Annotated in this window: 11 protein-coding genes; 7 read left to right on the forward strand and 4 right to left on the reverse strand. The window is 55.8% G+C overall.

Annotation, left to right across the window (positions count from 1 at the left end):
• Window positions 1-165: 165 nt before the first annotated feature.
• The 3 genes from EJ361_RS23475 to EJ361_RS23485 all read right to left on the reverse strand — a co-directional run bounded on the left by EJ361_RS23475 (window position 166) and on the right by EJ361_RS23485 (window position 2,812).
• Complete coding sequence (locus EJ361_RS23475; RefSeq protein WP_126248979.1) at window positions 166-1,266, reverse strand: zinc-binding dehydrogenase; 1,101 nt, start codon at window positions 1,264-1,266, stop codon at window positions 166-168.
• A gap of 192 nt (window positions 1,267-1,458) precedes the next feature.
• Window positions 1,459-1,797 carry a potassium transporter KefB gene (locus EJ361_RS23480; protein WP_126248981.1) on the reverse strand — a complete coding sequence of 113 codons (339 nt, stop codon included), beginning with the start codon at window positions 1,795-1,797 and terminating at the stop codon, window positions 1,459-1,461.
• 124 nt (window positions 1,798-1,921) lie between these two features.
• Window positions 1,922-2,812 carry an AraC family transcriptional regulator gene (locus EJ361_RS23485; protein ID WP_164714396.1) on the reverse strand — a complete coding sequence of 297 codons (891 nt, stop codon included), beginning with the start codon at window positions 2,810-2,812 and terminating at the stop codon, window positions 1,922-1,924.
• A 261-nt stretch (window positions 2,813-3,073) separates the two neighbouring features.
• Between EJ361_RS23485 and EJ361_RS23490 the strand changes: the two genes are divergently transcribed.
• The 7 genes from EJ361_RS23490 (at window position 3,074) to EJ361_RS23515 (ending at window position 10,165) form a co-directional block, all read left to right on the forward strand.
• A complete protein-coding gene (locus EJ361_RS23490; RefSeq protein ID WP_126248985.1) occupies window positions 3,074-3,799 on the forward strand; it encodes an RraA family protein in 726 nt (241 codons plus the stop codon).
• Between the two features lies 1 nt (window position 3,800).
• Entirely contained in the window at window positions 3,801-6,617 is a 2,817-nt protein-coding gene (locus EJ361_RS23495) for a glycoside hydrolase family 2 TIM barrel-domain containing protein (protein ID WP_126248987.1), read from the forward strand.
• A gap of 19 nt (window positions 6,618-6,636) precedes the next feature.
• Window positions 6,637-6,942: a hypothetical protein gene (locus tag EJ361_RS23500; RefSeq protein ID WP_126248989.1), complete on the forward strand. Its 306-nt coding sequence runs from the start codon at window positions 6,637-6,639 to the stop codon at window positions 6,940-6,942.
• Window positions 6,943-6,952: 10 nt separating this feature from the next.
• Window positions 6,953-8,119 (forward strand): mandelate racemase/muconate lactonizing enzyme family protein, encoded by a 1,167-nt coding sequence (locus tag EJ361_RS23505; RefSeq protein ID WP_126248991.1) that lies wholly within the window; start codon window positions 6,953-6,955, stop codon window positions 8,117-8,119.
• A gap of 218 nt (window positions 8,120-8,337) precedes the next feature.
• Window positions 8,338-8,511, forward strand: coding sequence for a hypothetical protein (locus EJ361_RS25705; RefSeq protein WP_164714397.1), 174 nt, complete (start codon window positions 8,338-8,340; stop codon window positions 8,509-8,511).
• Between the two features lie 6 nt (window positions 8,512-8,517).
• Window positions 8,518-9,255: an SDR family oxidoreductase gene (locus tag EJ361_RS23510; RefSeq protein ID WP_126248993.1), complete on the forward strand. Its 738-nt coding sequence runs from the start codon at window positions 8,518-8,520 to the stop codon at window positions 9,253-9,255.
• A gap of 85 nt (window positions 9,256-9,340) precedes the next feature.
• A complete protein-coding gene (locus EJ361_RS23515; protein WP_126248995.1) occupies window positions 9,341-10,165 on the forward strand; it encodes a hypothetical protein in 825 nt (274 codons plus the stop codon).
• A gap of 70 nt (window positions 10,166-10,235) precedes the next feature.
• Here EJ361_RS23515 and EJ361_RS23520 read toward each other — a convergent pair whose 3' ends face one another.
• The gene (locus EJ361_RS23520) at window positions 10,236-12,458 is read right to left on the reverse strand and encodes an alpha-L-fucosidase (RefSeq protein ID WP_126248997.1); all 2,223 of its coding nucleotides are present in this window, start codon (window positions 12,456-12,458) and stop codon (window positions 10,236-10,238) included.
• Window positions 12,459-12,522 lie beyond the last annotated feature (64 nt).

The raw sequence follows: 12,522 nt of genomic DNA on the forward strand, positions 1-12,522 counted from the left end.
GAAGTAATGGACTCCTTCCCCTTTTCTATCGAAACAACTGTTAACTCTTTTTGACGAATACTGTATTTAATGCGTTTGTCCATAAAAATGCCCCCCTAAAGTGTCCAACTTTTGGGGGGCATTACACCTGCGAGTACGGCTTTTTTTATATCGTCTGTGGACCGATCATGTCAGCCGGACGCCCACGCGCAGGGGTTTCTGGGCCACGGCATATTCAAATGCCGCCTGCGTTTCCCCAAGGGTAAACTCTTTTTCGATCATCGATGCGAAAGGATACTTTTTCCAGTTGGCGTGGATGAACGCAAAGGCATTCCGGAAATCCTCGAAGTTGTAATTGTGCAATCCGCGGATGGTGAGCAGGTTGCGGATGATCTTTTCCGGGTTGACGGAGACGGGCCGTGTCTGGAACACCGCACCGATCCACACGGCGCATCCGCCGATGGCCAGGCAGGAAATTCCGAATTCCATGGCGGCGGGAGATCCGCTCATATCGAATACAACGTCTGCGCCGCTGGTTTGTCCGCGTAGCATTGCGGTGAGCTCAGTTGCATCCTGCTGCGTATCGAAAACGGCATCCGCGCCGAATTGGAGGGATTCCCGGAGGCGCTTTCCGGATATATCGGCCGTCCCGATCCAGCTGGCGCCGGCTTCGCGGCACATGGCGGCGCACATCATCCCGAGGTGGCCCATGCCGGTTATCAGCACTTTCTTTCCCGACAGATCGCCGGCCGTGCGGAGCGCGCCGGCAACGGTGGAAACGGAACAGTTCAGCGTTGCGGCAACGGAAAGGGGAATTTCTTCCGGCAGTTTGATGATGCCGGTATGGGGCTGAAGGATGCAGAACTCCGCCAGTCCGCCGTGGAAAACTTCATCTCCGGCGGCGTGGGCATGCCCGTATTTGTAAAGGCCGTCGCCCTTTTGCGGCATGCCCCGCAAGGCATTGGCAGACGCTGGGTCGCTGGCGAAGATCGTCCAGGTGATACGGTCTCCCGGGCGCAGGATCTCTCCCTGCAAGTCCGTTCCCGGATGGAAAGGGTGCAATTGCACGATCTCGCCCACGATCTCGTGGCCGAGCACGGTAGGGCAGGGCTCCGATCTTAATCCGCAAAAAGTGTGGAGATCGCTGCCGCAAAGGGTAGTGTAGATATTGCGGACGAGGATTTCGCCCGGATGGAGCGGGCGGACGGTGTGTGATTCGGCGCGGAAGGGTGTTCCCGGCCCGTCGAACAGGACGAGCATGCCGTTTTTTCCGGAGGTGGCGGACATATGATTTACTTTTTTCCGCTACTAAAATATCCTGTATTATTTAATAATAGGAAAAAATATTTCCTTAAAGGAAAAATAACACCTTCGTCATCAGGATTGACCATTGCCTTCGGATAGCCATATCTTTTCGGGGGATGGCGCGGTGGGGTCGAGGGCGAGCCCTGTAATCTGGTTGGCGAACAGGAAAGTACGTTAGTCCCACAGGGTGCCGTCGAGCCCCAGCACGGTGCCGAGCCAGAGGCAGAAAACGAAAACGAGCAAACAAAGCAAAAGCGCTGCGGTCTTCCTCCATATGCCGGAGAAACGGAGGGGATTCACCAGGTGGAAGAATGCGCCGCCAGCCGCGCCGGCGAATGTTATCACAACGAGGGGGCGAACGATCCAGTATCGGCCCCATTCCGGTTCGGGATCAGGGGCGCCTGTCAGGAAGATGATCATGAGCGTCAGCGCGATCGCCGCGCCGGCGAGCATCCGCTTTAGCAGGGCGGCGGTAAAGTAGGAGGAAATCGTGGAACGGTGATTCGAGGTCATAACCCACTACATTTTAGCGTTAATTAATAAACGGAAAGTACTTTGTGTTTCAAAGTTAAGTGATTTTACTTTTCATTTCAAAGTAATTGCGGGATTTTTTTGGAAGGGGATCGCCGGATGGAGATCATCGGATGAGTTCGCCCGCAGCTTCGGCCCGTATGCGTTTACGGTATTCGGAAGGACTGTGGCCGGTGATATTGCGGAAACATTTGTTGAAGTTGACGAGGTTGTTGTACCCGCTTTCCAGGGCTACTTCCATGACGGAGAGCCCATCGCGGCGAAGGAGCTTGCAGGCGTGTGAGATCCTGATTTCCTGCAGGAAGCTCACGAACGATTTCTGCGTCCGCGTTTTGAAATACCGGCAGAACGCCGTAGGCGACATTTTCGCTACCGAAGCCACTTCGTCCAGCGGAATTTCGCGGTGGAAATTAGTGATAAGGAATTGGTACACATCGCTGAAACGGCCGGCGTCCTTGACGGTCATGGCGTTTTTGTATTGGTCGCTGGCGAGGCAGTCGTAATCATCGGTATGCGCCAACAGATGCAGGGCTTCCAGGAAGTGAGAGATACGTTTCAGTCCTTCGGAGATTTGAATTTCCGCGAACAGTTCCAGCAGCCGGGCGTGCGCGTCCTGTTTGATGGACAGGCCCCTGCCGGCTTTGGCGAGCAGGTCTTCCACGGCCGCCGCGGCATCGGTGCCGGCTACGAGCCCCAGTACCATGGCGGGTGCGAAATAGAGCACGGTGGCTTTCACACGAAGGTTTTTCCGCCTTTGGTAAAACGCATTGTCCGTTTGCCAGATATGCGGCAGGTTAGGCCCCATCATCACCATATCTCCCTGGTCGAAATCGTCGATATGATCACCCACGATCCGCTTCCCGTATCCCTCCTCGATCAGCACGATCTCGCAGGTGTCGTGAAAGTGGAAGGGAGAATTCAGGAAGTATTCGTCGACCTGCTTTACCCTGAACTGCCGGTTGGCATCCAGCCCGGTTTCGATCAACCTCGCTTTCATGATCCTTGGTATTAATTTTATTGACAAATTTACTAAATAAAATGGCCTGGACTTGCTAAAATAGTTAATGTATTGGCTAAAATCGTTAACCTCTTCCGCGCCTTCAACTGTTAAATTGCATATGATTGCTGCACGGGCAAAAGTTGGTAAGGTAAACCTCACCGGCCCGGAGCGCCGCCACCACACTGATGTTACTCTTTTCATAAGGCGGTTTTGCCGGGGCGGTGAGCCCGGGCGGCAGGCACCGAAGAATCAAACCATATGAACGAGCAGACAAACGGTCACCACGTGGCCAGCCCGTTGTGGAAGCACGACGATGAACTTTTTTCCATCGTAAGAAGTGAATTATACACCGCCGTGGTGGGAGATATTATGGACAAAATGGGGTTGCAGCGACAGTTTCTGCCGCCCCAGATCCAGCCGCTGCAGGCGGATATGTTCGTTGTAGGCCGGGCGATGACGGTGTTGGAAGCGGATGTATTTTCCGGCGATCCATCTGCCGGCGAGGACCCGCTGCTCAAAAAACCTTTCGGCCTGATGCTGGAGGCGCTCGACGATTTGAAGAAAAACGAGGTTTATATTTGCGCAGGCGCATCGCCGGCGTATGCATTATGGGGCGAGCTGATGAGCGCCCGCGCCATGCGGCTGGGCGCGGCGGGCGCGGTGGTAGACGGGTATTCCCGCGACACCAAAGGCATCCTCCAGCTGAATTTCCCTACCTTTTCCTACGGCCGCTATGCGCAGGACCAGGCGCCCCGCGGCAAGGTGACCGACTTCCGCACTCCGCTCGAGATCAGGGGGGTGCGTGTGCTCCCGGGAGACATAGTGCTGGGGGATATCGACGGCGTCTGCATCGTTCCCCGGGAAGCGGAACGCGAAGTGTTTTCCCTCGCCATCGAGAAAGCGCGCGGCGAAAAAATGGTACAACAAAAAATCCTGGAAGGCATGAGCGCCGGACAGGCTTTCGCGAAATACGGAATATTGTAACATGAGCAAAAGTTTATTCGTCATCCTCTTTACCTTTTTATGCGGCAGTGCCATGGCGCAACTCCCGCGCCTGTCGCCGCGCCCGGTAGATGTGGTTTCGCTCAATGGGGAATGGAAACTGAACGGGAGATACCCCGTGAAAGTGCCGGGGGAACTGCTGATGCAGGGTTTCAACATCCACGAAGGCGAAAAAGCCGTTTACTCCAGATCGCTGGACATTTCCGATAGTTGGAAACATCAGCGCGTGAAACTCCGGTTCGACGCCGTGAGCAGCCATGCCGCCGTTTTTGTGAACGGGGTGAAAGTAGGGGAACATGAGGGCGGTTTCGTACCGTTCGAACTGGATATTACAGAAGCCCTCAATTTCGGGAACGACGTGCTGACGGTGGAAGTGCAGGCGCTGACGGTTTCCGATTACCTGGCCCGTACTTCGCAGTACGCGGCGCATACGGTGGCGGGTTTATTGCGCAAGGTGACGTTGTTCGCCGTTCCCGAAACGAATCTTTCCGACCTGACGGTAGTAACCGGATTCGACAAAAATTATAAAGATGCCACGCTTCGTATCCGTACGGCAGTTACGAATGAATCGCAAAAGATCGCCCGTACCGAAATCCGTTTTACCTTGAAAGACGCCACGGGAAAAACGGTACTTGGCCATACCGCCAGGCCCGCCGATATCCAGGCAGGCGCCACCTTGCCGGAAGAGCACATCCTCGCCGTGAAAGCACCGAAGCGATGGGACCCTGAACATCCCCATCTCTACACGCTGCAAATGGAATTGCTCCAGGACGGAAAGGTAACGGAAAGCACGTTCCGCCAGATCGGGTTCCGGCAGGTGGACATCCGCGGGAACGAAGTGCTGGTGAACGGGCGCGCCGTGAAACTGCGCGGCATCAACCGCCACGATGTGCACCCGCTCCAGGGCCGGAGCCTCAGCCCCGCGCTCGACCGGCAGGATGCGGAACTTTTCCGCGCGGCCAACTGCAATTATATCCGCACGTCGCATTACCCGCCCTCCGAAGAATTCCTCGATGCGGCCGATGAACTGGGGCTTTTCGTGGAAAGCGAAGCCGCCCTGACGTGGATCAACCATCAAGCCGCGCCCATCTGGAAATTATGGAACGCTACCGACGAAAAATTCCTGCCGTACATGATCCGCGCCAATGCGGATAACATCGCCGCGGGGAAAAATCATCCTTCCGTGATCATGTGGTCTTTGGGAAATGAATCCAACTGGAGCCCGCTTTGGGCGCAGGTATTGGCCTTCGTAAAGAAAAACGACCCTTCGCGCCCCGCCACTTTTCATGACCAGTGCTGGGGCAGCTACAACAACCTGGGCAGCAAGGCGGATATCGCCAACTACCATTACCCGGGTATAAACGGGCCCGGCGAGGCGGCGAAATCCGGCCGGCCGGTACTTTTCGGCGAATATGCACACCTGTCTTGCTACAACCGCCGCGAACTGGTGACGGACCCCGGTGTAAGAGCGGCCTGGAGCGCGCCTTTGGTTACTTTTTACGATTCGATCTATCATTATAAGGGCAGTTTGGGCGGTGCGATCTGGAGCGGCATAGACGATATTTTCCATTTGCCCGGCGGCAAGATCGTAGGATACGGGCCATGGGGGCCGATCGATGGATGGCGCAGGCCCAAACCGGAATACATCGGCATGAAGAAAGCCTACGAGCCGGTACGCATCACCCAATTGAGCGACGATGGCAAGCAGCTAACGCTGCAATTCGCCAACCGTTATGATTTCACTTCGCTGAAAGAACTGCGGATCGAAGCGAACGGTGTGCCCGTTGGCCTGGACGCCGCTCCCGGTAAAACGGCGGTACTGAAAGTGAAAAAACGCGACGGTGCGGTATATGTAAAGATCACCGATCCTCGCGGGTTCGTGTGTGTGGAAGAACGCTTCGCACCGGCAGCAGCGGCTCCCGTTACCAGCCGTACGATGAATATCAAATGGGAGGAAGTGCCCGGCGGTTACACCATCCGGCAAGGCCCTTACACCTGGACGATCAGCAGAACGAAAGGCCTCATCGAATGCCTGCGCAGGGATAACGACACGCTGATGACGCAGGGGCCGGTTGTGGCGGTGGTGCCCCTGAACGGCGATGACGGCGGCAAGCCCAACGTAGCCGGGGAAACTTATCAAAACAATATCTACCCGCTCAAATACTACCCGCTCTACACGCTATTCGCCCGGAAAATCGATGTGGAATCGACCCGTGAAGGCATCCGTTTCGATGCGCAGCTGGAATTCAAAAACGCGGAAGGCCGGCAATCTTACATTTTCACCACGAAAGGGGAACTGATCACCGAATATGATGTGAAATACAACGGTGGGGACGATCCTTATCAATACGGCCTCCTCCTGCAATTGCCGCGCAATTTCGATAAAATGAGCTGGGAAAGAAACGGCGAATTCTCCGTGTATCCGGCCGACGATATCGCGCGGAACAAAGGGGAAGCCAGGCTGAACGCCCGGATCATCGGTGAAGTGGAGCCCCACGGCGAAATTCCCCGCGGCAGTTGGAAAGACGATGCCAATGAACTGGGATCTAACGATTTCAGGTCAACCAAACGCAACATCACCCGTGTGGCATTGGCCAACGGAAAAGGCGATTCGCTCACCGTTACCTCCAACGGCACCCAGCATTCCCGGACCTGGCTGCAAGACGCGGCGATCAACTGGCTCATCGCGGATTACAGCAACAACGGCTCGGAAGGTTTTTACAACACCCCGCATTCCAACGGAAGGATGAATATCAAGAATCAGCCGATCAAAGGAAAGACGATCATCGTACTACCATGAAGTCACCATCGCCGAAGACATGACGGATTATTACCTCAACGCCACAACGGACGGGCGGAAAGCAGGGATGCACGGCTCCGAAGGGTTCCGGGGCAAAAAGGAACATATCTTTGAATACGAAGCGTCCCGCCTCAACGGCACCGGCCGCATCCGCGTACTGCCTGACGGTTCGCATGCCGCACGGATGGACGTGGGGGCCGACGGGAAGCAATGGCTCGTCATCTCCGGCAATTGGGACTACTGGAGCCTCGCCTGGGGAAACTTCCAGGGCGTGGCCAATCCTTCAAAACAAATGAAGGGTATGATCAGATTCGTTATCGAATAAAAAGGAAAATATGAAAATAACCGATGTGAAAGTATGGCTGGTGGAAGGTGTGAAGTATAACTGGACGATGTTGAAGATTCATACCGATACCGGTCACACCGGCGTGGGAGAAGCCACCAACTGGCCGGGGAGCCCCATCGTTTACCATGCCGCCAAACACGTGGGGGAGCGCATCATCGGCCTCGACCCCATGAAAACGGATTTCATCTGGACCAAACTCTACCGCGATCTCAACTGGATGGGCCCCTACGGCGCCAGTCTTTGCGCCATCAGCGGCATCGACATGGCCCTGCTCGACCTGAAAGGCAAGGCGCTCGGTGTTCCCTGTTACGAGCTGCTCGGCGGCGCCTACAGGAAAGATATTCTCCTGTACGCCAATTACTGGTTTACCGGCGGCGGCCATAACGCGGAAGATTATGCCGCGCAGGCGCGCAAGGTGAAAGACGCAGGCTTCACCGGCCTGAAGTTCGACCCGTTCGCGCATACCAACTATCTATACGGCGAAGATCTTTCGCCTGACCTCACGCTGACGCCCGCGCAGCAAGACCTGGCCTTCGAGGTCAGCAAAGCCGTCCGCGAAGCCGTGGGGCCGGAGTTCGACATCATGATCGAAACGCACGCCATGCTCAATTACAGCGTGGCGGTGAAAATGGCGCAACGCCTGTCTGCCCTGAACATCACCTGGTATGAAGAGCCCGCCGGCCCGGAAAGCGCCGATACGCTCCGGGCCATGCGCGAACGCATCCCTTCAAACGTTTCCATTTGCGTGGGAGAGCGCCACTATACCCGGCACGGCATTCGGCCGCTGCTGGAAAAACACGTCTGCGACATTCTCATGCCAGACATCACCCGCTGCGGCGGCCCGTCGGAAATGAAACGCATGGCCACCATGATGGAAGCTTACAACGTTTTGCTGGCGCCGCATAATCCCAACGGTCCGCTGTCGACCCTCGCGTCTGCACACGTTTGCGCATCAGTACCCAATTTCTTCCGGCAGGAATTCATGTTCACCGACGTGCCCTGGCGCGACGAGATCATTACCCATCCTATCGCAGGCATGGTCAGCAACGGGCATCTGCGCCTGAGCGAGCGGCCGGGGCTGGGGGTAGATCTCGTGGAACCGGAAATGGAAAAACATCCCGGCATACTTCGGCCCAGGGCAGGTTTTTATGTATAAACCGCGGGCATGCAGCGCGCCGGCGGGTGGCAAGGGATCGTTAAGAACGGGGACGAGACCAGGTTGCATGTTGGGAAAGGGCTTGCTTCGCCCGACACCAACTACTTGGGCGTGGATGCGGCCGGCGGCAGCGGAAAGGAAAGGCAGATGGATCGCCCCGTTGCATAGGTGCTGGCTTTCACTTTGGTGTTGAACATCATTTTCTTTTAATTCAGGATATGGAAAGATTGACGGATCTTCGGTTTATCATTGGATTGTTTTTTCTGCTGACGGGCTTGCTGTTGGCGGGTTACAGTTTTTTCCGCGCAAAAGCGGGGATCAATCTGTGGTATGGATTGCTGATTATGGGATTCGGGAGATTGATGGCATTATTTTCACCAAAACCGAAATAGAACGGTATGTCTCTGCAAATCGACCTGGCCGGCAAAGTGGCCATTGTGACGGGCGCCGCCTCGGGGATCGGGGCGGGGATCGCAGCGGAGCTGGCCCGCGCGGGCGCCGTAGTGGAAGGTTGTGATCTGAATGGGGGAGAAGGGGTGGCCGAAGTGGACGTGACGGACGCCCCGGCCCTGGAACGCTTCGTGGAAGCGGTGGCGCACCGGCGCGGAGGGGTCGATATTCTCGTGTCTTGCGCTGGCGCCAATGTTTTCAAAGGCGCGGCCGAATGTACCGACGAAGATTGGGAACGCAATCAGCAACTGAACCTCACTGCGCACTGGCGCATCGCGAAGCTGTGCCGGCCGCACCTGCAAAAGCGAGGCCATGGCGTCATCATCGTCATCGCTTCCAACCACGCATTTTCCACCATTCCCGGCTGCTTCCCTTACAATGTGGCCAAAACGGCGCTGACGGGGCTCGTCCGCAGCCTGGCCATCGAATGGGGCCCGGCCATCCGCACGGTAGGCATCGCCCCGGGGTTCATCGATACGCCCGGTAACCAGCAATGGTTCGATTCATTCCCGGACCCGGACGCAGAAAGGAACCGCACCGTAAACCTCCACCCCGTAAAGCAATTGGGAAGCCCGGAGCAGATCGGCGCCTGGTGCGCTTTCCTGGCCAGCCGCTTCGCCGCGTTCGCTTCCGGCGCCACTTACCTGGTAGACGGCGGCCGGTCGGCGCTTATGCAGGATAGTTAGGGGCCCCTGAATTTTCATGTTGGATTTTTTTTACATTTGCTGTTACCATATAATTTATTACGTACCCCCCTTAATGCTAAAGCACATGAAAAAGCTCCTGACCTGCCTGGCTATGATGTTGATCTCGCTGTACAGCTTCGCGCAGCAAGTAAAGAACGACGTCGTTCTCAAACTCGACGGCGACGAACTGGTGGGGAAAGTCCTCAAAATCAACAATGACGACATCGAGTTCTCCTACACCGGCGAAACCCTCGTCTATAACATCAAGAAGGCGGAGATTATGAAGATCACCTTTTCCAGCGGCCGCATCCAGGTATTCAACAAACCCCAGCAAGCCGCCCCCGCCCAGAACGCTGCGCCAGCATCCGCCGACAAATCCAGTCTCGAAGACCATCATAACAAGGTAGCCATCCTGCCTTTCGGCTTCATCCGCGACGGACAGCCGGCAGACGGTGAGCAGATCCAGAACGAATGCTATTCGTTCATGAACAAACATTCCGGTGTTTATACGATCCTCCCGCCCCGCACCACCAATGCCCTGCTCATCAAGGCCGGCATCAACAGCGAAACCATCAAGGGCTATACGATGGAGGATATCTGCAACGTGCTCGGCGTGGAATATGTGGTAGACGGGCTGGTGACCATGAACAAAACCACGCAAACCACCACGCAGTCCAACTCTGGCGCCGTTAAATCCAAAGATGACGACGACAGGAAAGACCGTAAATACAACAGTTATTCCTACGGCACGGCCACCCAGAACTTCCAGACCAAACTGAGCCTCGCAATCTATAACGATAAGGGAACGGCTGTGTACAGCCAGGACAGGACCGCATTCTGGAACACGCAGGACGCTTATTCCAATACGCTGGAATATCTGCTGAAGCGCTCGCCGCTCTATACGAAGTAATCTATCTGCGGATATTGCACATAAAAAAGGCGGGAATCACTTCCCGCCTTTTCTTTTTATTCTGATCCTGCTATTCAAAGAAACCGATCTCCGCGATCGCTACGGATGCGCTGCCAGCAGCCGTTTCCGTGGCTTCGATTTTCACGAACCGTGTTTTGACGCTGTTCTTGAAATAGTGGTACCGGGTAGTGGGATCGTTGATAAGGTTCCCGAATTCGAACGTTTCGCTGGGTTGCCAGGTTTGCCCGTCGGCGCTGACGAGAATTCTACCCTTCGCCATCATGCCTTCCGCATGCAGGGTTTGTGGTGTGTAGGCAAATCCTTTCAGATCGTGCGTAGTGCCCAGGTCGATGGTGATGCTGTGCGCACCGCCGTCGCCGGACTGCCAGAAAGTCTTCGGATTGGCGTCGAAAGCCGCTGTGGCGGGGCGCGTGTTGCGTTCGCTGCTGGCGTTGACGAGCTTCCAGGCGTTTTTTGCGAGGCCGATGGTCTGGCTTGCCACGCCGCTGGTTTCCTGATGCTGTACGGAAATTGCTTTCACTTCGCCGGCCGTCATACGGAACGGGCCTTCATATTTCCGGGATTGCGCGTTGGGGGCGGAGCCGTCTGTCGTATACCGGATGTCGAAATTGGCGCTGAGGTTTTGGGTGGCATTTTCGCCATGGGGCTTCCAGTTGAATTCCGGTTGCAAGGGCGCGATGGTGACCATTCCGTCCGCCGACTGGCTGATGGCCAGTTGCGGGGGCCGGCTCCGGTAGTAATGAGCGGAAATCGTGCTGATGGCCGGTGCTAGCCGGGATTCGATGATCCGGACGCGGAAACGGCTCGCCGTTACGTCGGGGAACCGCAGGATGCGTTTATACCCGATGTTGGCCGAATGCGCGATTTCTTTCCACTCGCCGCCGATCCACGCGTCCACCGCATGTTTCTCCACTCTTTCGCTGCGGGTCTGGATGGCCTCCTGCAGCACGATGCGGTTGATGGTTACGGGTTTGGGTGTGGTGATCTCGAAGTCGCCGGATTTGCCTTTCAGTTGTAATGCGGTACCTGGATTGTTGTCCAGCACGGCCTGCGGGCCTTTCGCACTTTTGAACAGGCTGCTGCCGTAGGTTTCACGGATGCGACGGCCGGTTTCGTAGAGCACGATAGAATCTGCAGGCGAGAATCTCCCTTCACGGTTGGGAGGAATGTTCAACAGGAACGTAGAGTTGCCGCCCACGGAGCGTTCGTAGATATCGAAAACATCGTCGGTGCTGCGCACTTTCTGCCGGGTATCGTCGCGGTAAAACCAGCCTTCACGGATGGAGGTATTGGTTTCGGCCTGTTGGTAATGGAGGTATTTTGCGGACAGCAATTTTGAACGCTGGCCCAGGGAGTCCGCTTCCAGATCGGGGAAATGGCTGGCGGTATTGGGGTTTGCCGTGTAGGGGATCACGTTCCATTCTTCCGCGCGGGTTCTGCCGGATTCGTTGCCGCACCAGCGGATGTCTTCCTTCCCGAAAATCACCGCTTTCGGCGCCAGCGTATGGATCAGCTGTTTCCAGGCGGCGTAGTTGTATTGCTGGCCCCCTTTGGTTTTGGGATGTGCGCCGTCGAACCATACTTCATGCACCGGGCCGTATTCCGTCAGCAGTTCGAATAGCTGGTTGAGGAAATATTCGTTGTAATCGTCCACTTCGAACTGGAACTTCGTTTTATTGGCGAACGGTCGTCCGGGAACGGCCCTGGGAATGGTGCGTTTCGTGTATTTGCTGAGGTTGCCGTACAGGCCTTCCGGGTTCTCGATCTGGTAAAGATCGGCGGGGGAAAGGTAGATACCGAGCTTCAGTCCGTATTTTTTCAGGGAGGCAGACAGGTCGCGGAGCACGTCGCCCTTACCGTTACGGAACCCGGTAGACATGATCCCGTGCTTCGTATACCGGCTTTGCCACAATACGAATCCATCGTGGTGCTTCACCGTGATAATGACCATTTTCATGCCCGCCGCTTTCATCGCCGCGCACCATTGGTCGGTATTCAGGGTTTTCAGGTCGAAGATGGCGGGGTCTTCTTTCCCGTTGCCCCATTCCATCCGCGTAAAAGTATTCGGCCCTACGTGAATGAAGGCAATGAACTCATTCCGGAGCGCGGCATACTGGTTGGCCGTAGGAACTACGTGCGCGGCTTTGCGGATAATTTCGTCCGGACTGTCGCCCGCATCTACCGCAATCGTGTTGTGGTAGGGGATAGGTGCTTGCTGGGCATGTGCCTGCATCATCCAGCAGGCGGATAAAAGCAATATTGTTTTTTTCATACAAGACAGATAAGAGTACCATAAAGATAGTAGCTCTGGCGGAAGTTGGATGATTTTTTCAATT

It is taken from the genome of Chitinophaga rhizosphaerae (assembly GCF_003958645.1).
GTDB classification, from domain to species: domain Bacteria; phylum Bacteroidota; class Bacteroidia; order Chitinophagales; family Chitinophagaceae; genus Chitinophaga; species Chitinophaga rhizosphaerae.

What these genes read in the sequence shown, in the direction of transcription:
- EJ361_RS23475 (WP_126248979.1), bottom strand. Translation starts at nt 1,266, where the DNA reads ATGTCCGCCACCTCCGGAAAAAACGGCATGCTCGTCCTGTTCGACGGG.
- EJ361_RS23490 (WP_126248985.1), top strand. Translation starts at nt 3,074, where the DNA reads ATGAACGAGCAGACAAACGGTCACCACGTGGCCAGCCCGTTGTGGAAG.
- EJ361_RS23480 (WP_126248981.1), bottom strand. Translation starts at nt 1,797, where the DNA reads ATGACCTCGAATCACCGTTCCACGATTTCCTCCTACTTTACCGCCGCC.
- EJ361_RS23510 (WP_126248993.1), top strand. Translation starts at nt 8,518, where the DNA reads ATGTCTCTGCAAATCGACCTGGCCGGCAAAGTGGCCATTGTGACGGGC.
- EJ361_RS23495 (WP_126248987.1), top strand. Translation starts at nt 3,801, where the DNA reads ATGAGCAAAAGTTTATTCGTCATCCTCTTTACCTTTTTATGCGGCAGT.
- EJ361_RS23520 (WP_126248997.1), bottom strand. Translation starts at nt 12,458, where the DNA reads ATGAAAAAAACAATATTGCTTTTATCCGCCTGCTGGATGATGCAGGCA.
- EJ361_RS23505 (WP_126248991.1), top strand. Translation starts at nt 6,953, where the DNA reads ATGAAAATAACCGATGTGAAAGTATGGCTGGTGGAAGGTGTGAAGTAT.
- EJ361_RS23485 (WP_164714396.1), bottom strand. Translation starts at nt 2,812, where the DNA reads ATGAAAGCGAGGTTGATCGAAACCGGGCTGGATGCCAACCGGCAGTTC.
- EJ361_RS23500 (WP_126248989.1), top strand. Translation starts at nt 6,637, where the DNA reads ATGACGGATTATTACCTCAACGCCACAACGGACGGGCGGAAAGCAGGG.
- EJ361_RS23515 (WP_126248995.1), top strand. Translation starts at nt 9,341, where the DNA reads ATGAAAAAGCTCCTGACCTGCCTGGCTATGATGTTGATCTCGCTGTAC.
- EJ361_RS25705 (WP_164714397.1), top strand. Translation starts at nt 8,338, where the DNA reads ATGGAAAGATTGACGGATCTTCGGTTTATCATTGGATTGTTTTTTCTG.